We start from the raw sequence: 23,528 nt of genomic DNA on the forward strand, positions 1-23,528 counted from the left end.
GCTACTTGCATCTACCATGCAAGTTAACTGAAAATTGCAATGTTCGTACACTTGACTACTTGGATCTAGTATGATTTAATTAACCAAGAAGTAGGCATGAAAAAATTATGTAGTGAACCAGTTTGCATAACACCAGGAGGAAAATATGGATAGAAAGATGAGAATAGAATCAGACAGCTTAGGGGAAGTAAAAGTACCAAGTGAACATTACTGGGGAGCACAGACTCAGCGTTCTTTAGAAAATTTTAAGATTGGCACAGAAAAAATGCCAGAGCCTCTGATTAAAGCATTAGCAATAGTAAAACTTGCAGCAGCGCGTGTTAATATGAAACATGGTGTTATAGATGATAGGGTAGGGGACGCAATTTGCACAGCCGCGAGGGAAGTAATAGATGGCAAATTTAATAATGAATTTCCGCTTGTTGTTTGGCAAACCGGATCCGGAACGCAGACTAATATGAATATGAATGAAGTGATCAGCAATCGTGCAATAGAGATTTTAGGTGGTAATTTGGGTAGTAAATCTCCAATACATCCAAATGATCATGTGAATTATGGTCAGTCGTCAAATGACACCTTTCCAACAGCAATGCATATAGCAGCAGCAGAGCAAATAAACTGCTTGCTTATTCCAAATCTTGAAAAATTGCATAAGGTGCTGGATAATAAGGTTCAGGAATTTAAAGATATAATAAAAGTAGGACGTACTCATCTGCAAGATGCAACGCCCCTAACACTAGGACAGGAGTTCTCTGGCTATGCAGTCCAGATTAAAAAGGGGATAGAGAGAGTAAAATCAACTTTAAGTGGTATATACGAGCTTGCACAAGGTGGCACTGCGGTTGGCACGGGACTCAATACTAAAAAGGGTTTTGCTGAAGATTTTGCAAAGCAAGTTGCAGGAATTACTAACCTTCCATTTACTTCAGCAGGCAATAAATTTGAAGCGCTAGCAGCAAATGATGCTTTAGTTGAGCTCAGTGGAACACTCAATACAGTAGCAGTCAGTTTAATGAAAATTGCAAATGATATAAGGTTGCTTGGTTCTGGTCCAAGATGCGGAATTGGGGAAATAATGTTACCGGAAAATGAGCCTGGTTCTTCAATTATGCCAGGTAAAGTGAATCCAACTCAGTGTGAAGCGGTGACTATGGTATGCACTCAAGTTATGGGAAATCATGTTGCTGTAACCATTAGTGGTTCAAACGGTCATTTTGAATTGAATGTGTTTAAGCCAGTGATAATTTACAATGTTTTGCAGTCTATAAGACTTTTAGCTGATGCAAGTTTAAATTTTACAGAAAAATGTGTAATTGGTATTAAAGCAAATGAAGAGAGGATAAAAGATTTACTGAATCAGTCGTTGATGTTGGTCACTATATTAAATACGCATATAGGGTACGACAATGCAGCAAAAATAGCGAAGCTTGCTTATAAAGAAAATATCACTCTAAAAGAAGCAGCAGCAAAACTTCAACTGCTCACTGAGGAAGAGTTTGAAAGGATAGTGAAACCAGAAGAAATGGTAAATTATTTGTAACCGCTCACACTTAATTCTTCAATCTCACTAATAGAAAGGCCAGTAAACTTGACAATAGTGTTAACATCAACATTATTATCTTGCTTTGTCTACCTTATTTTGCCGCTCCCCTGAACGGATACGGTTTAAGACATAAGATCCTTTTTCATAGCTATACTACGTTATCCAGCGTCTGGGCACTGGTTTCTTGGTACTTATTCCGCAATAATTTTTTTTTCCTTCAATAAACTTTGCAGTTCGCCTTTTTCGTACATCTCGCGAGTGATGTCGCAACCACCAATAAACTCTTCCTTTATATATAATTGTGGAATTGTTGGCCAATCAGAAAACTTTTTTATAGATTCACGTATTTCATCATTCTCCAACACGTTAATATACTTAAACTTCACGTTCAATTTTTTTAGGATTGACACGACGAGTCCAGAGAATCCGCATTGAGGAAAATCAGAAGTGCCTTTCATATACAATACCACATCATTTTCTGTTATATCTTTTTTTATTTGTTCAAAATTGCTCATAAATTCACCTTATTTTTAAGTATTAGTTTCCAGTTGCAAGGCGTGTATAGACTGACCTTCCAGAGCTTTATATACCATTTTATGCTGTTCTATTTTTGTCTTTCCAAGAAAACACTTGGAGTTTATTTTTAAATGATAATGGTCATCATCTCCAGCAAGATCATGAATCTTTATATCAGCGTCGGGGAACGATTGTTTGATGATCCTCTCTAATTCGTGAATTGCAATAGTCATTGATTTGCTTTAAATTACAATACTTTCATTATAAATCTAAAACGATTGAGTGCAATAAAAAGTTGCTATCATAAAAAATAGAAGCATACTATAATAATGGAATGACAAATTATGCAGGGAGGCTTTGTGGTGGGCGAAAGATTTAAATTCACATATCTATTGGTTTTGCTAACTTTTTCATTTAGGTGCTTATCTTACGATGATAAAATAAATAACTTAGAGAATGTTTACATCAAAGCTAACTATTTTGGAGCATTCTTCAATGCAATAGGTTCTCTAGAAGGAAAAGAAGATGCAGGTGACAATATAACAGAGGGGGTTTTTAGTTGTAATAAGAAGGAGCGAATTGAAGCTGGATACAGTCCTAAATATGTTCCAGGGTTTGCCGGTAGTGCTGCAATAGGGTATTTATTCAAAAATATGAGAGTTGAGTTTGAAGGCTTATATTCTCAGACTAACTTATATGATGAAGATTATTCAGATAAGAAAAAAGCAAGATATATTGAACTTCGTCGTCACAATGATGCGTCTACTGGAGCGGAATGCAATTCACCTTGGAGAAGTGGAAAGGTTGGTATTCACATTCAAGAAAATTGTAGTGTTGAAGCAGAGTTCAGAGCTGCATTTAAGATGAAAAATGAAGGTTTTAATAACTTAGCTGGAATGGTCAATGTATATCGTGATTTTAATATAGCAAAAATGCCATTCACCCCATATGTTGGTATTGGTGCAGGTGTAACTAGGGTTAAATTTCTAGGAAAAACCAGATATGCCTTGGCTTACCAAGCAAAACTTGGTATCAATCACCAACTTACAGCACAAACTCAAGCATTTGCTGGTTTACGCTATTTTGGTATCCTTGATAACCAATTTAAAGATATTGTACCAGGAATAAAGATACTAGCTGGTGAAGGATATATTCCTGCCGGTGGAGGAAGTAAAGTTGATGAAACTGCACGTGTTGAATCAACAACTGCAACCATTACCAATAGGTTTGGCATATATGGCTTAGAGTTTGGGTTGGTTTATCACTTTTAACTTTATCCAATAAATTACATATGTGAAGATAGTAAATTCAACGTGCTGAGAACATTAGAAAGACGAGATTTTAATTGATTTTCATATTTACTCCAATCTTGTATTGCCTTTCTTGCAACACCTGAATCAACTGCGGCTTTTGCAACAGCAGGAGCTACTATAGAAATTAATCTTGGGTCAAATGGAGTAGGTATTATATATTCACGTCCATAGCCCATTTTACGACCGCCATAGACTGCAGATATCTCACCTGGTACTGGCTCACGGGCAAGCTTTGCTATTGCATCTGCAGCTGCAATTTTCATTTCATCATTTATTGTTGTTGCATGTACATCAAGTGCCCCTCTAAATATATAAGGAAAACCCATTACGTTGTTGACTTGGTTGTTGTAATCTGACCTACCAGTTGCAATTATTGCATCTGGCCTCACAGATTTTGCAAACTCAGGCCTTACTTCTGGATCGGGATTGGCAAGAGCAAAAATAATCGGGTCTTTGCCCATACTCTTTAACATCTCTTCATTTAACACATCTTTTGCAGATAGTCCGATGAATACATCAGCGCCTTTTATTGTATCAAGTAGAGAACGTTCGGAAGTATCAATTGCATACTTTTCCTTCCACTCATTCATATCCTCGTTTCTACCTTTGTATATTACTCCTTGCTTATCACACAGCACTATATTTTTAGCGCCCATGGACTTTAGTATTTCTAAACATGCAATACCGGCTGCTCCAGCACCATTCATAATGATCTTAACATCCTCTAATTTCTTTTCAACAATATCAAGAGCATTTTCTATGCCAGCTGCAACAACCACCGCAGTTCCATGCTGGTCATCATGGAACACTGGAATATCCATCAGTTCATTCAGGCGTTTCTCTATTATAAAACAATCGGGAGATCTTATATCTTCTAAATTTATCCCCCCCCAACTTGGCCCAAGATACCTTACTGCATTGATGAAATCTTCTATATTTTCTGTACCAACTTCTATATCAACTGCATCAATATCAGCAAAACGCTTAAATAAAACAGCTTTGCCTTCCATGACAGGTTTTGCAGCAAGAGGACCGATATTACCAAGTCCAAGCACTGCAGTGCCATTTGAAATGACAGCAACACAGTTGCTTTTTGCTGTATAATCATAAACAACCTCAGGATTTTTAGCTATTTCAAGGCACGGAGCTGCAACACCAGGGGAATAAGCAAGTGACAAATCATACTGGGTAGATAAAGGTTTTGTTGGCATGATTGAAATTTTACCAGGGTTACCACCTCTGCTGTGATACTTAAGCGCTTCTTGTTTTGTGGTACTATCTAAATCATCGTTCATCATTACATCCTTATATTTTAAGCTTGTATTTTTTAAGTATATGGAGTTTTTATAAATGTTCAATTGTAAATTATTAACTTGTGAACTCTGTTGTACTTCTGTATAAGTTTACCTATTACGTAAGATGATATTACATGCTTAAAAAAAACGTGCCTAATTTGCTTACAATTTCTCGTGCACTTGCAATACCAGCAATAATATTAAGTTTTTATATAGAAAATAAATATGCAGGCCTGATAACAATATCAATCTTTGTGTTTGCGTGCATTACGGATTTTTTTGATGGTTACCTGGCGCGTGCGTGGAAAGTCCAATCAAAGTTTGGCAAGCTATTTGATCCAATTGCTGACAAATTAATAGTGGTTTCAACGATAATTATGCTAGTTTATAAGCATAAGATAAATGATTTTACAATAGTACCATCGATTATCATCATCTGTCGGGAGATATTAGTCTCGGGTTTACGGGAGTTTCTGATAGCTACAAATGTTAGTCTACCTGTAAGCAAAGCTGGAAAAATTAAAACATTTTTGCAGATGGTTGCTGTAGTAGCGCTAATAATGAACGATTATTATATGATTCAATATACAAGTGCGATTTGTTTATGGGTTGCAGCTATTATAACTATGTGGTCAGGCTATAATTATATCCTAGCCGGCATCAAATAGATTGATTAAATCTCCTAGGAAATAGTTAATAGACAAGAGTAGTTAATATCTTAGTGATATTGACTCAGAAAGCAAAAAGGTGTATAATTGTATTAACTTACTACTCATTAGGTTAATATTATGAAAATACCTAGTGGCAAATTTTCTTCTACTAAAAAGGTTCCAGGAAAGAATAAGAAAAAAAGAGATTTTGAACCATTAGAAGAGTTTTTTTGGGATTTTTGGCCAACAGTTGATAAAGAAGTCAAAAGAGAAAGGCTAGAACAAGAACTATTAGCACTAAAAAAAAGAGAGCTATATAGAAAATGTGCATCATTGGCAACAATGGTCCCATTTACATTGCTGATGGCGATTGAACTGGAAAAAACATATAGCGATCAGGTATTACTTGGCGTGATAAGTGGCGCGCTAAGCCACACTATATTACCTTTTACAGTCTTATCTCTTATTTGTACGCTATATTTAATTTACAATAATAGGAAGATAGCACAAAAAGAACGAGAGTTGGAGATTATTGAAAATGGAGAGGAAGTAAAGGAAAAAGAGCACAATATTTCTGATATAGGTCAGTGTTTGATCTATATTGAGGCTATAACAACTGCACTGGTTATTGTAGGTATGATAATGGGTGAAACATCTTCACTTGAAGCAGCAGAGGATGCAATTTTATTTCTTGCCAATGCAATTGCTTTTCTTGCAACTCTTGTTTCTTATATTGATAAGCATGAAAAAAATAAGAAAAAGGAAACAGAAAAGTCTGATCTTGATGAGAAATCTAGCAAGAAAACTAGCAATATATCTGTAGCCGGATTGGCGCTTGCTGGTTCTTCTGTATTTTTAATAAGAAGGATAATGTTAATAGCATTAGCATCGTCCTTAAATCCTGCTGTTGGACCTACTTTAGGCTTGGTAGGTATTGCAATTTTTATGGCTGTACAGGTCTTAACTATACATTCCTACAGTAAGACGCTGAAAGATCCAAAAGTGGAAGGACGAGGTGAATCAAGAAATGCAGGTAGTTCTGACCGTAGTTATAAAGAAGAAGGACCGGCTGTTGCCTAAGAAATTTATTTATTTAAGTAATATTTAGGTCTATACTTTATTTTGATCGAAAAAAATCTTATGTATAAGACTTTAATCACGTGCTTTATTTTCCTAATTTGCTCCTTTACACAATCGTATGCGGATGATCTTGAAAAAACTGAAACTGAACTATATGAAGAAGCAGTTGAACTTTTTGACCAGAAAAAATATAAACAAGCTATTAGGGCATTTCATAAGATAGAGGATTTGTATCCTTTTTCTTATTGGGCAATGAAAGCAAAATTATTATCTGGGGTCTCTCACTATAATATGGGTAACTATAGCAGTGCTACAAGTGATATGGATGATTATATATATGTTTATTCAAATGGTGAAGATTTACCATATGTATACTACTTAAGAGTATTATCTTATTACATGCAAATTAATAAAGTGCAACTTGGACAGCAAACTGCATATAAAACTTTAGAGCTAGCCACTGAGTACATTAATCTCTTTCCAGGCAGCGAATATGTAGACGAGATAAAGGAAAGAGCAAAATTAATCACAGAACATATATCAACAAAAGAGTATTCTATCGGTAAATTTTACCTGAGGCGTGGTGAATATTTAGCAGCAATTAAGCGTTTCCAGAATATGGCAAGCTATAAGGATTCTAAATATTTTTCTAAATCTATTAACTATTTAATAGCAGCCCATTCAGCTATTGGCCTTGACTTAGAAGCTGAGCAGTATGAAAGTATGTTATTAGCAGAAAACCTGCAAGATGCCAAGCCGGAGGCTTGAAAATTTGCTTTAGCTTTTTCTATGCTTTTATATATAATTTAGATTTTTAACTATTTGAATATGGCTGGTCATTCACAATTTTCAAATATAAAACACCGGAAAGGTGCTCAGGATGCAAAGCGCTCTCAAAAATTTACGAAGCTGATTAGAGAAATAGCAGTTGCTGCAAAGCAAGGGCTACCCGAACTCAACCCGCGCCTTCGCTCTGCTATATTTGCTGCACGCAAGGAAAATCTACCAAAAGATAAAATAGAAACAGCAATAAAAAATGCAACTGGTAACGTTGCTGGAGAAAATTACGAGGAAATACAATATGAAGGTCATGGGCCTTCTGGTACTGCACTCATTGTCCATGCCTTGACTAATAACCGCAACCGTACTGCTTCTGAGGTACGTTATATCTTTTCTCGTAAAGGTGGAAATTTAGGAGAAACAGGAAGTGTTAGTTACCTTTTCGATCATGTAGGCTTAATCGTCTATAAAGCAGAGGGTGTGAATTTTGATGATTTATTCAGTCATGGAATCGAATTAGAAGTATTGAATGTTGAGGAAAATGACAAAGAAGGATTACACGTTATAACTTGTGAAATAAAAGATTTTGGTAAAGTACGCGATGCCTTTTATGCAAAATTCGGAGAACCAGAACTTGCTCGTCTTTCATGGCAGCCAAAAGATCTGATTGAAATTAGCGATAAAGAGTTGATTGATAAATTATCTGCATTGGTTGAAGAATTAGAAGATAATGATGATGTACAGTATGTGGAAGGTAATTTTACTTTTGTTGATGCTGTTTAAATGATGAAGCTGATTGTATTTATGCTGCTCTTTATCTTACCGTTATATACCGCTGAAACATCAACAGATCTTGCACAGCCATTCCAGCATGGAATCAGAAAAAAAAAAGCTACTTTGACGACAGAAAGTGATAGAAAGTTGTTATTCATATCCAGTACCATAAAATCTTCCTTTTTTGCCACGGAAGGGTTGGCGCCAAATACAGTGGTGAAATTGATCAACATATATAAAGATTTCGGTATTGATTTTAAAAAAGACATTGTGCCGAAGAGTAAATTGGAGGTTCTTTTTGAGAGATTGCCTAATAATCAGAAGACTGAAGAAAAAATTTTATATGCTTCACTGACAATAAACAAGAAAGCTATTAGTTTATATCATTATAAATCGCAAGACGGCAAAGAAAGGTATTTTAATAAAGAAGGAATAAGCTTAAAAAATGGCGAAATTTTTGCAAATCCTTTAAATGGAGATTATCGCATATCCTCAAAATTTGGCAATAGAAAGCATCCTGTTCGCGGTAAAATTGCTTTTCACAAAGGAGTGGATTATGCAGCTAAACTTGGCACTCCCATATACGCTGCTGCAGAGGGTGTGATAGAATATATAGGAAAGAATGGTGGCTATGGAAATTACATCAAAATAAAACACAAAAATGAATATTCAACCTGTTACGCGCATATAAGTAGATTTAGTGGCGATATAAAGTTAGGCTCTAAAGTAAAGCAGGGGCAGATCATCGCTTATGTTGGTAGCACTGGTGTTGCAACAGGACCCCATTTACATTACGAAGTTATATATAATGGCAAACACATTGATCCGCTTACGATAGCACATAAAACTAAAGTAAAATTGCCTGATCATGAATTAAGAGAGTTTAAACTATTTGTAAATAAGATAAATAAAACGATCAACAGAGAGGGTTCAAGTGAAAAAGAAGTTTAAAGACAATATGGATAAGAATACGATAAACGATAGAAATTTGAGTCAAATTCGGTTTTTTCCTGCATTAATACTAGCGGTAATACTAATGGCAATACCGTTATCACTACTTGCGATGTATGATACTCTGGCTTTAATACACAATAGCCTGGTTTCAATGGATGGTACTGCTTTAGTATTAATAATCCCATTTGTGATCCTATTCGTGATCCTATTCATAATTTTACCTACAGGGTTTTTTATCAATCATCCTAATGAAGCAAGAGTGATAGAATTTTTTGGTCATTATATTGGAACTTATTTTAAACCAGGAATGTTTATCACAATCCCATTTACAAACAAACATGTCATTTCTCTAAAATTTCAAAATATCAACACAGAAAAAATAAAAGTGAATGATGCAAATGGAAGTCCAATAGAGATTTCTGCAGTAATTGTTTGGAGAGTGAGCAGTCCTGCAAAGGCGTATTATAATGTTAACAACTATCACGAATTTGTTTTTGTACAAAGTGACTCGGTAATTAGAGAATTGGCGAGCAATTATCCGTATGATAGCGAAAGCGATGAGGAGTCTTTACGTAAAAATTCTGATAAAATTTCAGATGAATTGCGGTCAATGTTACAACAAAGATTAGATATTGCAGGAATTGAGATTACAGAAGCAAGAATATCGCATTTGGCGTATTCGTCTGAGAACCTGTCTTGAAAGGAACTAAGCAGCTAATTTAGCAAGCATAATAGTAATCATATTAAAGGAGATATTAGTTTTTGAAGTAAGAGGAGAATGCTCATAATCCTTGCTCATACGTCTAAAATTGGAAAGCCAAGCAAAAGTTCTTTCAACAATCCACCGTTTAGGAATAACTTGAAATCCTACAGCATCAGCTGCTTTTTTAGTAATCGTCAATAAACATCCTGTTTTCAATAAACAGTAATTTTGCAATTTACCAATATATCCCTGATCAGCGAGAAACCTTTGTAGCGTTGAAGCTTTTCGTTTAGCTTGAGTAAAAAGATTTAGAGCACCATCACGATCTTGAATGCCTGCACTATGAACATCAGCTGTAATAATTAGGCCTATTGTATCCACAATGATGTGACGTTTTCTACCCTTTATTTTCTTGCCAGCATCATATCCTCTGGATCCCCTTTTTGAGTGGTTTTCACTGATTGACTGTCAATTATTCCTACCGAAGGTATTTCATTTTTGCCAACCATTTTTCTTACCTTTTTTACTAACATATCGTGTATTTCTTCCAATTTGCCACTATTACGCCACCTGAGAAAATAATCATACACCGTTTTCCATGGCGGAAAATCTTTTGGCAGCATTCTCCACTGGCAACCACCTTTCATTATGTATCTTATTGCATTAATAATTGTTCTAATATTGTGCTTTCTTGGCCGTCCTACTGCACCTTGTGCAACACTTGGCTCCAAAATTTCCCATTCTTTGTCACTTATATCACTTGGATACATTTTTACCTACTATTTTTTACTTATCTCATCATATTCTCTTTCTCATTTCTTTTCAAGACAGGCTCTGAGATTGCACAAGCAATGTTAAGGCGTCAACAAGCACATGCTATCACTTCGGCAAGAAGGCATATAGTGCAAAATGCAATAGGAATTGTCGAGGAAGTAATAGCTCATTTTGAAAAAAACAAAAGCTTACAATTAGATGGCAAGCAAAAGGTTCAATTGATAAATAATTTGTTGGTTGCCCTAATCTCTGAGCAAGATGCACAACCGACGATTAGTTTAGATAATAATTCGCATAGAAGCCGATTGGGTTTCATAAATGCAAGTCACTATTAATTTCTTGATTAATAGACTAAATGATGTTATAAATTACACGCATTAGGGGTGCTCTAGAAAAGCTGAGAGTACATAAAGTACAACCCTTTGAACCTGATATTGTTAAAGCAAGCGTAGGAAAATGTATGTATATAAATATTGAAGAATGCTTCGGCTTCATTGCGTTAATTGCATCTCTAATTGGATTATCACCTCAAGTATATAAAGCATATATCACTAAAGTTACTCGTGATGTATCGATGTTAATGTTAGTAAACTATCTTATTTGTTCATTGTCTTGGATTGGCTATGGTCTTTACCAGAGCTCAATTTTTGTGGTGCTTAGCAATATTGCTGGATTAGTGATTAGCATAATATCAATTATTCAAAAATGTTACTACGATGCAAAACCTGCACCATGATCATGTGCTGCACCGCAGTACACAACAACAATATCGTTCTATTGTAGTGCTAAATGGAAAAATACCGAGCTCATCGTTTTTTAAACGAGATATACCTATTATTGCTGTAGATGGAGGAGCAAACAAGCTTCTATCAATTGGCGTAAAACCTGATCTTGTAGTAGGAGATTTGGATAGCGTAAATCTGGATTTACGTGCTAATTTGAATACGATATATCTACCTGATCAAGATTATTGCGACTTTTCTAAAGTAATGGCTCACTTAAAAACAGTAAAGTTATTGCCATCAATAGTAACGGGTATTACTGGAGGAGCAATTGATCACATACTACAGAATATTAACATTTTTCTAAGTACGGGCAGTATCTTTTACACACCTTCACCTCCCATGGTAGGTTACACTTTACAAAAAGGTATTACCCATTTTTTTTCTTTGCCAAAAAATACTAAAATATCTTTACTTGGTATACCGAGAGCTCAAATATCAACTAAAGGATTAAAATGGGAACTGCACCTTAGTAATCTTGCTTTTCCGGGAAAAAATTCTTGCTTTAATCGAAGTTTAGGCAATAAGGTATCCGTAGAAGTACACAGTGGTATATGTCTAGCAATGATTTATTTAGAGACAGTAGATGATGCTGCAAGACATCATGTGCGTCAAGTTAAGAAGTAAATAGACTTCTTGCATAACCCAAACTAAGTAGAAAAAAGGTATCATCCAAGTAGCTGACACTGGTTCCTTTATGACGTGTCATTCCAGTTTCAGCTACTTGAATGACAGCAGTCCTACGTCATACCGCCGCGGTATCTCTTAGCCGCTAACAAGCAGCGGGATGACGAATTGCTTAACCGTCATACCGCCACGAACCGTCATACCGCCACAGACCGTCATACCGCGATTCATTCGCGGTATCTCTTGGCTGCTAACACGTAGTGGGATACTTGATCTTTACAGGGATGACGGTTGTCAGGCTAGCCTGTCATCCCAGTGCCCAGACACTGGGATCCAGGAATTTTATTAAGTTGGTAAGCATAAAAGTGTTATGTAAAATACAACGTTCTTGATGGGATTGCGTGAAAGGCTGGATTCCAGCGTCACGCGCTGGAATGACAGCAGTCCTACGTCATACCGCGATTCATTCGCGGTATCTCAGCCGCTAACAAGAGATCCCGCTAACAAGTAGCGGGATGACGGTTGTCGTTCAGCCACAAACATTAAGAAATTTACCAAATGAAAAAAAAGGCAAAAGAAGCCCTGAGGTTATTATCCGCTTTAAAATATTGGCGTTTTTTATGTTTTAAACGCTTGACAAGCGAGATTCAGCCGCTTTTAATTGCAACTAACCTACGCTGCAAATGTTTAAGAAATTTACTAAGCAGAAAAAAAGACAAAGAATCCCCGAGTTAGCTAGTCTTTTACTATCTCTGTCGAGTATTGGCATTTTTTGATGTCTTGTAACGCTTTATAAGCGCGTTCAGCTTATTTAGATAAAAATCTAGATGTAGATGAAGTTTTGTAAAGACATACAGTATCTATATACTGCAAAAAATTGAACATAAGACGCCGATACATTAAGTAATCCTTACCTTTTAATCTGCAGATTGGCGAAAGCAAATACAATAGCTTCAGTTTCATGATAAGTGGGCTGGCGGAGTTTGTCAAGCAAGTTTTTTCGTTTCTACTGAATGACAGTTGTGGCTTGGGAGGTAGTGCAAGAAGTCTATTGTATTACTGAATTATTAATAATTCAGTAATAGTGCCTGCTATGTAGCTAAAATTTTCCTTTAACTTAAGCTATATGTAGCTAAAATAACTTGGGTTTACCGACAACCGTCATCCCGCTGCTTGTTAGCGGGATCTAGAGATATCGCGGCGGTATGACCCTGACTTGCATTAGCTATGTATAATAAAGGGAATCTATGACAAAAGAATCATTGGTAAAAACTGATATAGTGAAAGTTGAAGACAAAAAGGCGGTAAGAAGCTTTTTTAAAATACTAGGTGGAGTGGCAGATGCTGTAAGATCGTGGATTGGTAACATCAGTCCTGATTTAAGCAACAGTCGCGATATCGATAGTTTAGTCTTGAAGATGAACGAGTGCTTAAACCCAAAGGGAGGGGAGGTTTCAGCACGTAAGAACGCTGTATCTCTTGGTAACCTGTACTTGAGCTTATCAGAGAAAGGTAAAATAAAATTTCTACAAACCCTGGCAGAAAAATTTAATCCGAATAAAGCGGAAATAGATGAGAAAATTAGAGAGTATAAGAAAAACCAAGATCCCGAGTTAAACTATAAATTTGAACAGGATTTAATAAAAATTCTTGAATCACCGCGTTCTAAAATATTGAAACAATTTATTTCTTTACCAGAAGGCCTTAAGTTTATTGTTGATATGCGTTCTGACGTGCTTAAGCTAAAGAACCAATATAGAAGCTTGAATCCACTAGAAAGCGAATTAAAAAATATACTCTATACTTGGGTTGATGTTGATCTACTTGATCTTCGTCAAATCACCTGGGATTCACCTGCATCATTGCTAGAAAAACTTATAAAATATGAAGCTGTGCATAAAATTTCCTCTTGGGATGACTTAAAAAACAGGCTGGGTCTCTGTTTTGCTTTTTTTCATTACAAGATACCAAACGAACCTCTAATTTTTGTAGAGGTTGCATTGGTGGATAAGATTGCAGATAGCATTCAACACCTTTTAGATGAGTCAGTACCTTCAAATGATCCGAGTAATGCAAGCACTGCTATATTCTATTCAATATCAAACACTCAAGCAGGGTTATCTGGAATCAGCCTTGGTAATTTTTTGATCAAAAGGGTTGTAGAAAAGCTATCACAGGAGTTTAAAAGTATAAAAACATATGCAACTCTTTCTCCAATACCTGGCTTTACGAAATGGCTAAAAAACAATCTAAACCAAGATGTCACTTTATTGGGCAAACTAAATATAAAACAATCTAGTGCAGAAATTTTAGAAAGTGCAGAGCAATTAAAAACTAATGTTGAATGTACAAATGAAACTAAACAATACATGCTTAAACTATGTGCATATTATTTACTAAAAGTGAATAATAGTAATGGAAATACTTATGACCCGGTGGCGCATTTTCATTTAAGCAATGGCGCATCAATAAAACAATTAAACTGGATGGCGGATACTTCTGAAAAGGGTATTAGTCAGTCAGCCGGGATGATGGTAAATTATCTATATGAGTTGCCTAAAATAGATAATAATCATGAAAACTATATGGTTAATAAAGTGATTTCCTGCTCGAAAAAAGTGTCGTCTATGTTGAAGGAGTAAATAGTCTCTTAATAAAGGATTGCCCTCACAACACTTAAAATGTAAAATGGTTCTACTTAAGTAAAATAGCCATAAATGAACAACATAAGAAATTTTGCAATAATAGCGCATATAGACCACGGTAAGTCAACGCTTGCTGACCGTTTAATAGAGGAATGTAACGGCCTTGAAGCAAGAGAAATGATCAATCAAATACTCGATTCAATGGATATAGAACGCGAACGTGGGATTACAATTAAGGCACAGACGGTAAAACTCAATTATACGGCAAACGACGGTAATCAATATTGCCTAAATCTCATGGACACCCCAGGTCACGTTGACTTTTCTTACGAGGTAAGCCGAAGCTTAGCCGCATGTGAAGGTTCACTTTTAGTGGTAGATAGTAGCCAGGGCGTTGAAGCACAAACCCTTGCAAATGTATATAAAGCTATTGACAACAACCATGAAATAATAGTTGTGCTCAATAAAGTTGATCTTCCTGCTGCAGATCCAGAAAAGGTAAAACTCCAGGTTGAGGAAATAATCGGTATTGATGCAAGTGAGTCAGTTTTAATATCAGCAAAAACTGGACTTGGAATAAAAGATGTACTGGAAGCAATAGTAGCAAAACTTCCAGCTCCTCAAGGTGATGTAAATGCTCCATTGCAAGCAATTTTGGTTGATAGTTGGTATGACACTTACTTAGGAGTAGTAATTTTAGTGCGAGTTAAAAATGGAGTGCTAAAAAAAGGCATGAGAATTGTTATGATGTCTAATAATGCTACATACCAGATAGATAATATCGGTATTTTCACCCCTAAAAAAGTGATGACGGGTGAACTTTCAGCGGGTGAAGTTGGTTTTATAACTGCTTCAATGAAGGAAGTAGCAGACTGCAAGGTAGGGGACACTATCACTGAGGAAAAGAGACCTTGTAGTGAAGCACTTCCTGGATTTAAAGAAGTTCATCCTGTGGTATTTTGTAGCATTTTTCCTCATAAAACGGATGATTTTAAATATCTAAGAGAAGCTCTAGAAAAGTTACATTTAAATGATGCAAGTTTTACTTTCGAGGCTGAAACTTCAAATGCACTAGGCTATGGATTTCGTTGTGGTTTTTTGGGAATGTTGCATCTTGAAGTTATTCAAGAAAGACTCGAAAGAGAGTTTGATTTAGACCTAACAGCAACTGCACCGAGTGTTATATATAGGGTTACAACACGAAGTGGTGAAGTTTTGAATATTCATAACCCAAGTGATATGCCAGATCCAACAAAGATTGAAATGGTAGAAGAGCCGTGGATTACCGCAACCATAATGGTCCCTGATCAATACTTAGGTGATATTCTATCTCTATGTGAAGAAAGGAGGGGAGAACAGGAGGATTTATCTTGCATTGGTAACACAACAACAGCATTGTTAAGATATAAATTACCACTGTCTGAAGTTGTTTTTGACTTTTATGATCGATTAAAATCAATTTCCAAAGGATATGCAAGTTTGGATTGGGAAATTTCCAGCTATCTGGTAAGCCAAATAGATAAATTAAGCTTTTTAATTAATGGAGAGCCCGTAGATGCACTGGCTTGTATCGTTCACAAAAGTAGGGCAGAAAAAAGGGGGCGTGAAATATGTGCACGCTTGAAGGATTTAATACCACGTCAGCAATATAAAATCGCGATTCAAGCGGCAGTGGGCGGAAAAATCATTGCCAGAGAAACGATTAACCCATACAGAAAAGATGTAACAGCTAAACTCTATGGTGGGGATGTAACGCGAAGAATGAAACTACTTGAAAAGCAAAAGAAGGGTAAAAAAAGGTTACATTCTATAGGGAACGTAAATATTCCACAGAATGCTTTTATTCAAGCCTTGAAGATAAGTGATTGATCTTAAAAGACTTCTTGTATAGTTTTTGGCAACAACCGTTAGAAACGAAAAAACTTACTTGACAAACTCTGCCAGCCCCCTTATCATGAAAGTGAAGCTATTTATTTATCTTCTCTGTACAGATTAAATGACAAAAAAACTCACGTATCTGGCGTCTCATGTTTAATTTTTTGCACTATGTGCACCTTATGTCTTTATCAAACTTCTACCTACATAAGCTGAAACGCGCTTATAAAGCGTTTAAAACATAAAAAAACGCCAACTTAAAAAATGGATAGTGAATAACTAGCTACCCTAGGGTTTCTTTTGCCTTTTTTTCTGTTTAGTAAATTTCTTAATGTTTCTAATTTAGATTAGTTGCGGTTTAAAAGCAACTGAATCGCGGTTATTAAGCATTTAGAATAAAAAAACGCCATACTTGAAAGTATAATGTAAGTAATTAGCCAACCACGGGGCTTCTTTTGCCTTTTTTTTATTTGGTAAATTTCTTAATGTTTATGGCTAAACGACAACCGTCATCCCGCTACTTGTTAGCGGCTGAGATACCGCGGCGGTATGACGTAGGACTGCTGTCATCCCAGTGCTTGACACTGGGATGGCTTTGTTGCATCGCTCTTCGGATAGTAGGTAACGCACAATAAATTTATGAAGCTATCTCAAATTTAGCCATGCCTATTTCAGTAAATTTGTTAAGCAAATAACATTTGAGTAGCAGTTCCCTCTCACGATTCATTTCAGATTTGTTCCTAAAACTAAATCCAAATGTCTTTTTTAATCGCGAGAAAAAACCTTCTATATAAGATCTTTTTCCATAACTCATCTCTTTTTTCCACTTCTTTATACCATCTTCATCATATGACTTTATGAGCTTGACTGCAGAATTTCTCTCAGCCATATAGTCTAACTTTGGATGCTCTGTTGCGTTGTTTTTCGGAGGAATTTTCGTTTTTATACCATATTGATTACACAGCTTATAGAGCTTTTCTCTGTCATATGCCCTATCTGCATATAGTACTTTTATGACATACTGAAAATCGACTTCTTTTAGCAAATCACAAGCTCCATAGTGATCAGAGTAGACACCGTTACTGTATTTTACAGCTATGGCTTTTTTGCTGTTTGTATTCAACATTACATGCAATTTTCTTGTCTGTTCATAGCTGCGATACTTTCTATCTTCGCTATTTTCTTTGCTATGACCAGGAGTGTTGTTGTATATACTAATTCCTGTACTGTCTATAGCAATTTCGATATCTTCCATATTATTTTTATCAATTCTGCAATCATTGATCTTAATATTGAGTTTCTTAAACCTTCTTGATGATTGTGAATAGCTGATAACTTGCAAATTTTTCCCAATTTGCTCAAGGTATCCTGCTATAAACCCAACTGTTTGCCTCAGGCCTATTCTAAATAAACAAGCTATTATGTGCACCAAAATTACAACTTTATTGCTATAAATATTGTTGCCACCTGGTATTTTTGGACCATTCTCGTACCACTTTTCTATGGCTTCGTTGATATAATGAAAAATATTTCCTCTTTTTTCTAGAAATTTGTTATATTCGCTATGGTTACTGACCCTCATTTTTTGTGGCATATTTTTTCTTCAATAGTTAAATCGCTATTTATAATGAATTTTGTCAGTAATCACTAATTTTTCTGCTGCTATGCAACAAAGCTCACTGGGATCCAGATTGGACACTAAGTTGGTGAGTATAAAAGTAGCTAACCTTATGTTAAAACACAATATTTTTGGTGAGGGGTTGCATTAAAAGCTGGATTCCAGTGTCAAGCACTGGAATGACATCGTCTTAACATTGTACCATATTACAATGTTCGTACAGTTATGTGTCACGCTACTTGGATGACAAGAAAAGGTTTCTAGAATGACGGAAACGAAGTCATACATAGAAAATAGGTTAGGTATTTTCAATTTTTGTTGTATACTCAAATAAAAATCTCACTTTTACAGATGGATACAGTAAAGTTTGTTTTATTACTGCCAACAATATTACTCATGCTAGTTGCTGGTGTTTACCTATCGATTAAACTAAAATGGCTACAGGTATTTAGATTACCATACGCCCTTTCACTCCTTGGAGCTAAAAAAGGAGAAAATAAATTTTCTTCTATAGCCGCTCTGTTTACAATTTTAGGGGGAAATTTAGGAGTAGGAAATATTTCAGGAACTGCTGTTGCTCTAAAAACCGGAGGACCGGGCTCTATTTTATGGATGGCAATAATTATTGTTATCACTTCTGTGATAAAATATGTCACTTGTTATCTAAGTATAAAAACCAGAAAGGAAAAGAACGAACGGTTTATAGGTGGCCCTGTAGCCTACATGACTGATGCTTTTAACTCTAGGAAGGCCACAATTGTCTTTCTAGTTATCATGATGATGGTTTCAATAACAGTTGGTAACCTTGTTCAGGTAAATTCTCTATCAATACCACTTAATATGATAGATGTGCCTGTAGTTGTTGGTGGCATTGTAATGGCCATAATATTTTTTGTTGTTGCAGCTCTCAGCTTAAAAAAAATTAAAATTTTTATATCGGCTATGATACCGATAATGACGGTAAGTTACCTCACACTTTGCGGTATCATATTATTTAAATTTAGTGAAAATATTCTTCCTTCTCTAAAACTAATAACAAGCAGTTTTTTTACAACTAGTAGCTTTAACTCTGGTTTATCTCTAGGTTTGATTTTAGAAATGTTGACTATTATTCAAGTTGGAACTTTGCGAGGTATTTTTGCAACAGATATAGGGCTTGGCCTCGAAGGAATCGTACATTCTTCAATTGTTCCTAAGAAAAATAATAATAAATTTATTATTGAACAGAGCCTAATCACAATAATATCGCCTTTTATAGTTGCATTCATAGTGTTTATTACAACAATGGTACTGCTTGTCACAGATTCTTGGGTCACTGATTTAGAGAGTACTAACATGTGCATATTTGCTTTTAGAAAAGCTATGAATTGGCCCTATATTGACTATTTAATTATGGCCATAATGTTTTGTTTTGCCTTTACTACTATTTTTACTTGGTTTTTTTGCTCAAAACAGACAATACGCTATGTGTCTATGGATAATAAATACACTAAAATCTGGATTGTAATTTTTACCATGATCATTCCGCTTGGTGCGATAGGTAAAGTCCGGTTGCTATGGGATGTTGCTGATATCTCGATTGCTGCTTTGTTATTTATCAACATACTCGCTATACTCAAGCTAACCTCTCAAGATCCAGAAGTGTTTACTATGAGTAGCAGATATTTGAAGTTGCAAAAACAGAGCTATAGCTAAAGCAATTTAGGCTATGCAGCTGTTGTGATATAAGAGTGATTTCCGCCAAGAAGGATGTCATCCCAGTGCCCAGACACTGGGATCCAGGAATCTTGATTGGCACTAAGTTAGTGAGCATAAAAGTAGCTAATCTTATGTTAAAACACAACATTTTTGATGGGGTTCGTGAAAGGCTGGATTCCAGACTGGAATGACAACTTAAATCGTTTGATGTTACCATAAAATAGCTTGTGTCATCACATTAGTAACACAACCTTCCTTAATAAAAATTCAACCAATGCTTGTGATAATTATATTAGCTAGTATTAGCTAGAACTAAAGGCAGAGGGTTATTAGTGAGGGATATATGGGCACTAACGATACACAACAAGAACACATTTATAATGAGCGCATTCAAGAAATTTTTCCTTTATTTGATAAAATAAAAAAGGAAGACGACCCAATTTATAATGCTAGAGTTGATTTTAACACAGTAAAGTTTTTAACAAAACACGCCAACTGGAATTGGGACGAAGAAGAAAACAAAGATAAAGCATATGGAGTTATTCTTCAGAAATGCGACAAGACAAAAAAAGCTGGACAAGACCTTGAAAGTGAAGTTAAAGAAAGGTTGAAAGAGTATGTTGATGATGTTGCAGGAGTTTCAATATACGGTAATCACGCAAGTATTACGCTGGGAAATAACAAAAAAGAGTTTAAAATCAGCGAATTTTTAAACAGTGATTTTTGTGAGAAGAATGAAATCTCGGGATTTTCAACATTGCATAGTGATGGAAAGAGCGGAATGCATGGTTTTGTTGCCGAGGAAGAAGGGAAAAAAATAAGACATTATGTCGTAACTGATGGTTCATATGAAATGACTTTAAAGTGGTATGCGGAGGGGAAGGAATGTAAGATCAAAATTAAGATTGATGCTAACGGTGTAGACCTTGTTAAAGGTGATGATTTTTCTCTAGAACGGTTAGAAGTAAACAGAGATGTAAAAATAGGTGGTTTATTCTTGCATGAAATACAATTCAGGGAGAAAGGACAAGGAAAAGCGAATGAGATGCAACATAATAAAGACAGTAACGAGCTATCATCTGAAACTACAACAAGAATTGATGTTAATAGAGGTGTTAGCGTTCAAGCTACTGATATAACTCAAAAAAAAGAAGACCACCATTCACATTTTGGACTACAATCTAACAGCAGAAGGCAGTCTTACGATAGCGGAATTGGAAAAGATTTTGACGATAAAATTAATTCTCAGGAGGCTAAAGAAAAGCGTGAGCTTAGACAAGCAGCACGAGAAGCAAATTCGGGAGGTCAAGTTTATAACCTACAATCGCTTTTTGAGGAGAATCCTCAGAACAAAAAAACTCCTCCGCCACTTCCACCTAGAACTAGTTCACTACCACCTAAAAAAGGTGTTTTCGATGAGCAAGGGGGAGCCAAATCTGGAAGCCAAAAACCAGATGACTTGCGCGAAAATGAGCAAACACCTAATAATCAGCAAAAAGGTGCAACTTCTGATTCTTCAGATAGTTCTACTTTCACCAAGTCTGTAAGCCACAATCAAGATAATAGGCAAGAAGATGAACGGTATGACAATCCTACATTTGGACATGCTGTACCTGGAAGCCAAAAACCAGATAGAAGTGAGCAAACACCTAATGATCAGCAACAACCTAAAACCCAGCAACAAGAAGGAAATAGCAAAGGCGATCTGTTACAAGACATCAGAAATTTCAAGAAAAACAACTTACGGCACATTGATGTTGATGATAGAAAAGCATCAATTGCAGGAAGTAGAAAAAATAACCCATCACCGTTAGAGACATTAAAGGACATAATTCCTTATTCATCTTCTCCAGATAACAGTGATAACCAAGATGCTAGTGATGCTAAGTGGAAAGAAAGTGAACAGCCGCTCTCTGCTACAGCACTCAATAATAAAAGTGACTCGGGCTATTCATCTCCAACTCATGACAATAATGAACAATCTCAAGTAAATCCTGAACAGTTAAAGAAGAGCTTAGAGAACATTGAACAAAGTGATCAAACTCCACCTGAAAATCTTCTTAAAGAAATCAGAGATAGATCACAGCAGGATAATAGAGGATTAAGGCAAGTTGATCCTACTGATAAACTGTCACAAGATAAAGAAGATGGATTGCAAAAAGACGATTTAGCAGATGTAAAAATAGTGGAAGGTCCAACTATTAGTGTCTCTGCTTCAACACCAAATAGTATAAGTGATTCAGGCTATATATCTCCAACTAATAGTGATAGTAAATCTCAAACAGATTTAAAACAGGTAGGAAGGAAATTAGAAGAACATATTAGACAAAGTAATCTAACTCTATTTGAAGAACTTAAAAATACATTAGGTCAAGAAAATCTCGGGTTAAAACCAGCTGATCAGAGTCAGATTAGCGAAGAAACTAAAAAACGCTTGAGAGAAGTTGGGTTGCTAAAAGACAGCTCAACAGACATAAAAGCAAACGATTCGGGCTATTCATCTCCAACTCATGACAATAATGAACAATCTCAAGTAAATCCTGAACAGTTAAAGAAGAGCTTAGAAAACATTGAACCAAAAGAAATCGGAGATACGAGTGAGTTAAAAGGAGCATTGGGAAACCCGGATAAAGGGTTAAGAGAACCGGCACAACAGGCTACTAAAGAAAATATTCCTAAAGATTCATTCTCAGAAAACATTTTAGAAAAGATAGGAGAAGGTAAACAATATGACCCTATACGTAAGTGGTTAGAAAAAACAGTGGCAGAACGAGAAAATAATGACACTAATCCAACTGTAGATAAAAATAGCGAACTATATAAATTACTAGAGAAAGATGAAGCACAACTGAAAGCTGGAGTAATAGAAGAAGAAAGAGGAGATACTTTAACAGAACACACTGATGGTTATGATCGCAATAGAATTGCATTAGCTAACAGAAATAAAAGACCACTAGATTGGGCTAAACAGGTTGCTGAGTCACAACAAAAAAAAGATACTAATAAAGGTATTTCAATATAAATTGAAGTTAAAATAATTGCTTAGCAAACAATAGGTTTCATGTAATGGTAACCCTATAACGGAAGAGTAGGAGCCGCGTAAGAACAATACGAACACTCCAGCTAGGCCTTGTATATTGCATCCCCCCGCCCTATTTTTCCACTCTTCTGATGCTAAATAATACTTAATTTCTTGTTCACTGAGACGTTTAAATTTCACTATTGTAACCACAGTCCTGATATGTTGTTTAGATTGATCGGGAGTTAATAGACATACACTGGTGTATACTCTATGCCTTCTTCCTGATAACAAGCGGATACATTTTTCTGCTTGCTCAACGTTTTCAGCTTTGAGCAATATCCTTCTACCACAAGCAACAACTGTATCAACACCAAGCACAAAATAATTTGGATTTAAACTTTGTATTTTCTCAGCTTTACTTTTTGCCATACGGATTGAGTAATCCTTCGGAAGTTCCTTTTTTAAAGGGGCTTCATCTATATCTGCTGGCAAAATTAAACCTGGCTCAATGTTTATTTGTTTTAGTAAAGCTATACGCCTTTTCGATGATGAAGCAAGAATAAGATTATTTAGAGATCGTTCTGTCACTTGTACCTTTAAGCCTTCTAATGATCCTACCCTTTCTCGCATTCCTATCGTAAATGCTCATCTCAACTAACACCCTATCCCCTATAATGATGCGTATTTTACTTCTTCTCACTTTCCCTGATACATGACAGATAATCTCATGTTCATTGTCCAGTTTCACTCTAAATTCTGCTGCAGGTAGTAAAGCAGTTACTGCCCCTTCCACTTCAAAAATTGTTTTCGATTTCTCGTCTTTTATCATATGTTATATTATAATTTAATAATCTTTTTTAGTCTACTATAGATTTTAAA

General features: G+C 35.7%; 21 protein-coding genes, 2 pseudogenes and 1 riboswitch. Of the genes and pseudogenes, 16 read left to right on the forward strand and 7 right to left on the reverse strand.

Annotated features, from left to right (window positions below):
* Nucleotides 1-145: 145 nt before the first annotated feature.
* Nucleotides 146-1,540, forward strand: coding sequence for a class II fumarate hydratase (gene fumC, locus HUB92_RS00185; RefSeq protein WP_209472803.1), 1,395 nt, complete (start codon nt 146-148; stop codon nt 1,538-1,540).
* Nucleotides 1,541-1,734: 194 nt separating this feature from the next.
* On the opposite strand, the gene grxD is transcribed toward fumC, so the two are convergent.
* The gene (grxD, locus tag HUB92_RS00190; RefSeq protein ID WP_006280013.1) at nt 1,735-2,058 is read right to left on the reverse strand and encodes a Grx4 family monothiol glutaredoxin; all 324 of its coding nucleotides are present in this window, start codon (nt 2,056-2,058) and stop codon (nt 1,735-1,737) included.
* Nucleotides 2,059-2,073: 15 nt separating this feature from the next.
* Nucleotides 2,074-2,292: a BolA/IbaG family iron-sulfur metabolism protein gene (locus HUB92_RS00195; protein WP_006280012.1), complete on the reverse strand. Its 219-nt coding sequence runs from the start codon at nt 2,290-2,292 to the stop codon at nt 2,074-2,076.
* Between the two features lie 129 nt (nt 2,293-2,421).
* On the opposite strand from HUB92_RS00195, the gene HUB92_RS00200 reads away from it, so the two are divergent.
* Entirely contained in the window at nt 2,422-3,330 is a 909-nt protein-coding gene (locus HUB92_RS00200; protein ID WP_244663070.1) for a P44/Msp2 family outer membrane protein, read from the forward strand.
* A 14-nt stretch (nt 3,331-3,344) separates the two neighbouring features.
* Here the strand turns inward: HUB92_RS00200 and HUB92_RS00205 are convergent, their stop codons facing one another.
* A complete protein-coding gene (locus tag HUB92_RS00205) occupies nt 3,345-4,667 on the reverse strand; it encodes a malic enzyme-like NAD(P)-binding protein (protein WP_077188090.1) in 1,323 nt (440 codons plus the stop codon).
* 134 nt (nt 4,668-4,801) lie between these two features.
* Here HUB92_RS00205 and pgsA point away from each other — a divergent pair, with 134 nt between their 5' ends.
* The 6 genes and pseudogenes from pgsA to HUB92_RS00235 all read left to right on the forward strand — a co-directional run.
* On the forward strand, nt 4,802-5,335 hold the full coding sequence (gene pgsA / locus HUB92_RS00210) for a CDP-diacylglycerol--glycerol-3-phosphate 3-phosphatidyltransferase (RefSeq protein WP_209472807.1): 534 nt from the start codon (nt 4,802-4,804) through the stop codon (nt 5,333-5,335).
* Nucleotides 5,336-5,455: 120 nt separating this feature from the next.
* Complete coding sequence (locus HUB92_RS00215; RefSeq protein ID WP_209472809.1) at nt 5,456-6,397, forward strand: hypothetical protein; 942 nt, start codon at nt 5,456-5,458, stop codon at nt 6,395-6,397.
* A 60-nt stretch (nt 6,398-6,457) separates the two neighbouring features.
* Complete coding sequence (bamD, locus tag HUB92_RS00220) at nt 6,458-7,165, forward strand: outer membrane protein assembly factor BamD (protein WP_209472811.1); 708 nt, start codon at nt 6,458-6,460, stop codon at nt 7,163-7,165.
* Nucleotides 7,166-7,225: 60 nt separating this feature from the next.
* Nucleotides 7,226-7,960: a YebC/PmpR family DNA-binding transcriptional regulator gene (locus HUB92_RS00225; RefSeq protein ID WP_209472813.1), complete on the forward strand. Its 735-nt coding sequence runs from the start codon at nt 7,226-7,228 to the stop codon at nt 7,958-7,960.
* Between the two features lie 3 nt (nt 7,961-7,963).
* Nucleotides 7,964-8,902, forward strand: a complete 939-nt coding sequence (locus HUB92_RS00230; RefSeq protein ID WP_209473325.1) for a M23 family metallopeptidase — start codon at nt 7,964-7,966, stop codon at nt 8,900-8,902.
* Nucleotides 8,903-8,909: 7 nt separating this feature from the next.
* Nucleotides 8,910-9,593: pseudogene (locus HUB92_RS00235) on the forward strand (SPFH domain-containing protein); the annotation flags it as partial.
* Nucleotides 9,594-9,611: 18 nt separating this feature from the next.
* Here HUB92_RS00235 and HUB92_RS00240 read toward each other — a convergent pair.
* Nucleotides 9,612-10,378, reverse strand: a protein-coding gene (locus tag HUB92_RS00240) for an IS5 family transposase (RefSeq protein ID WP_410543339.1) whose coding sequence is annotated in 2 segments (ribosomal slippage) — nt 9,612-10,051 and nt 10,051-10,378 — 768 coding nt in all. Because the reading frame shifts where the segments join, the coding sequence is not laid out codon by codon here.
* 63 nt (nt 10,379-10,441) lie between these two features.
* Here HUB92_RS00240 and HUB92_RS00245 point away from each other — a divergent pair.
* The 5 genes and pseudogenes from HUB92_RS00245 to lepA form a co-directional block, all read left to right on the forward strand.
* Nucleotides 10,442-10,717: pseudogene (locus HUB92_RS00245) on the forward strand (hypothetical protein); the annotation flags it as partial.
* 34 nt (nt 10,718-10,751) lie between these two features.
* Nucleotides 10,752-10,854, forward strand: a riboswitch (TPP riboswitch).
* Nucleotides 10,843-11,118, forward strand: coding sequence for an SWEET family sugar transporter (locus tag HUB92_RS00250; protein WP_006280002.1), 276 nt, complete (start codon nt 10,843-10,845; stop codon nt 11,116-11,118). Its footprint overlaps the riboswitch before it by 12 nt.
* The gene (locus HUB92_RS00255; protein ID WP_209472815.1) at nt 11,099-11,791 is read left to right on the forward strand and encodes a thiamine diphosphokinase; all 693 of its coding nucleotides are present in this window, start codon (nt 11,099-11,101) and stop codon (nt 11,789-11,791) included. Before HUB92_RS00250 ends, HUB92_RS00255 begins: the two co-directional genes overlap by 20 nt.
* A 1,247-nt stretch (nt 11,792-13,038) precedes the next feature.
* Entirely contained in the window at nt 13,039-14,433 is a 1,395-nt protein-coding gene (locus tag HUB92_RS00260; protein ID WP_209472817.1) for a malonyl-CoA decarboxylase, read from the forward strand.
* 75 nt (nt 14,434-14,508) lie between these two features.
* Nucleotides 14,509-16,305, forward strand: a complete 1,797-nt coding sequence (gene lepA / locus HUB92_RS00265; protein ID WP_209472819.1) for a translation elongation factor 4 — start codon at nt 14,509-14,511, stop codon at nt 16,303-16,305.
* A 643-nt stretch (nt 16,306-16,948) separates the two neighbouring features.
* On the opposite strand, the gene HUB92_RS00270 is transcribed toward lepA, so the two are convergent.
* Nucleotides 16,949-17,905 carry an IS5 family transposase gene (locus HUB92_RS00270; RefSeq protein WP_209472821.1) on the reverse strand — a complete coding sequence of 319 codons (957 nt, stop codon included), beginning with the start codon at nt 17,903-17,905 and terminating at the stop codon, nt 16,949-16,951.
* A 375-nt stretch (nt 17,906-18,280) separates the two neighbouring features.
* Here HUB92_RS00270 and HUB92_RS00275 point away from each other — a divergent pair, with 375 nt between their 5' ends.
* From HUB92_RS00275 to HUB92_RS00285, 3 genes are all read left to right on the forward strand, one after another.
* Complete coding sequence (locus HUB92_RS00275) at nt 18,281-19,624, forward strand: alanine:cation symporter family protein (RefSeq protein ID WP_038198671.1); 1,344 nt, start codon at nt 18,281-18,283, stop codon at nt 19,622-19,624.
* 35 nt (nt 19,625-19,659) lie between these two features.
* On the forward strand, nt 19,660-19,818 hold the full coding sequence (locus HUB92_RS00280; RefSeq protein WP_153296804.1) for a hypothetical protein: 159 nt from the start codon (nt 19,660-19,662) through the stop codon (nt 19,816-19,818).
* Nucleotides 19,819-19,970: 152 nt separating this feature from the next.
* Nucleotides 19,971-22,649, forward strand: coding sequence for a hypothetical protein (locus HUB92_RS00285; RefSeq protein ID WP_209472823.1), 2,679 nt, complete (start codon nt 19,971-19,973; stop codon nt 22,647-22,649).
* On the opposite strand, the gene HUB92_RS00290 is transcribed toward HUB92_RS00285, so the two are convergent.
* Nucleotides 22,641-23,237: a Maf family nucleotide pyrophosphatase gene (locus tag HUB92_RS00290; RefSeq protein WP_010082554.1), complete on the reverse strand. Its 597-nt coding sequence runs from the start codon at nt 23,235-23,237 to the stop codon at nt 22,641-22,643. The two genes, HUB92_RS00285 and HUB92_RS00290, sit on opposite strands and share 9 nt — an antisense overlap.
* Nucleotides 23,215-23,478 carry a translation initiation factor IF-1 gene (gene infA, locus HUB92_RS00295; RefSeq protein ID WP_007550159.1) on the reverse strand — a complete coding sequence of 88 codons (264 nt, stop codon included), beginning with the start codon at nt 23,476-23,478 and terminating at the stop codon, nt 23,215-23,217. Before infA ends, HUB92_RS00290 begins: the two co-directional genes overlap by 23 nt.
* Nucleotides 23,479-23,528 lie beyond the last annotated feature (50 nt).

It is taken from the genome of Wolbachia endosymbiont of Wiebesia pumilae, from assembly GCF_017869285.1.
GTDB lineage: Bacteria > Pseudomonadota > Alphaproteobacteria > Rickettsiales > Anaplasmataceae > Wolbachia > Wolbachia pipientis.

What these genes read in the sequence shown, in the direction of transcription:
- HUB92_RS00275 (WP_038198671.1), top strand. Translation starts at nt 18,281, where the DNA reads ATGGATACAGTAAAGTTTGTTTTATTACTGCCAACAATATTACTCATG.
- grxD (WP_006280013.1), bottom strand. Translation starts at nt 2,058, where the DNA reads ATGAGCAATTTTGAACAAATAAAAAAAGATATAACAGAAAATGATGTG.
- HUB92_RS00225 (WP_209472813.1), top strand. Translation starts at nt 7,226, where the DNA reads ATGGCTGGTCATTCACAATTTTCAAATATAAAACACCGGAAAGGTGCT.
- bamD (WP_209472811.1), top strand. Translation starts at nt 6,458, where the DNA reads ATGTATAAGACTTTAATCACGTGCTTTATTTTCCTAATTTGCTCCTTT.
- HUB92_RS00285 (WP_209472823.1), top strand. Translation starts at nt 19,971, where the DNA reads ATGGGCACTAACGATACACAACAAGAACACATTTATAATGAGCGCATT.
- HUB92_RS00260 (WP_209472817.1), top strand. Translation starts at nt 13,039, where the DNA reads ATGACAAAAGAATCATTGGTAAAAACTGATATAGTGAAAGTTGAAGAC.
- HUB92_RS00215 (WP_209472809.1), top strand. Translation starts at nt 5,456, where the DNA reads ATGAAAATACCTAGTGGCAAATTTTCTTCTACTAAAAAGGTTCCAGGA.
- HUB92_RS00250 (WP_006280002.1), top strand. Translation starts at nt 10,843, where the DNA reads ATGTATATAAATATTGAAGAATGCTTCGGCTTCATTGCGTTAATTGCA.
- HUB92_RS00255 (WP_209472815.1), top strand. Translation starts at nt 11,099, where the DNA reads ATGCAAAACCTGCACCATGATCATGTGCTGCACCGCAGTACACAACAA.
- infA (WP_007550159.1), bottom strand. Translation starts at nt 23,478, where the DNA reads ATGATAAAAGACGAGAAATCGAAAACAATTTTTGAAGTGGAAGGGGCA.
- HUB92_RS00270 (WP_209472821.1), bottom strand. Translation starts at nt 17,905, where the DNA reads ATGCCACAAAAAATGAGGGTCAGTAACCATAGCGAATATAACAAATTT.
- HUB92_RS00230 (WP_209473325.1), top strand. Translation starts at nt 7,964, where the DNA reads ATGAAGCTGATTGTATTTATGCTGCTCTTTATCTTACCGTTATATACC.
- pgsA (WP_209472807.1), top strand. Translation starts at nt 4,802, where the DNA reads ATGCTTAAAAAAAACGTGCCTAATTTGCTTACAATTTCTCGTGCACTT.
- lepA (WP_209472819.1), top strand. Translation starts at nt 14,509, where the DNA reads ATGAACAACATAAGAAATTTTGCAATAATAGCGCATATAGACCACGGT.
- fumC (WP_209472803.1), top strand. Translation starts at nt 146, where the DNA reads ATGGATAGAAAGATGAGAATAGAATCAGACAGCTTAGGGGAAGTAAAA.
- HUB92_RS00195 (WP_006280012.1), bottom strand. Translation starts at nt 2,292, where the DNA reads ATGACTATTGCAATTCACGAATTAGAGAGGATCATCAAACAATCGTTC.
- HUB92_RS00205 (WP_077188090.1), bottom strand. Translation starts at nt 4,667, where the DNA reads ATGAACGATGATTTAGATAGTACCACAAAACAAGAAGCGCTTAAGTAT.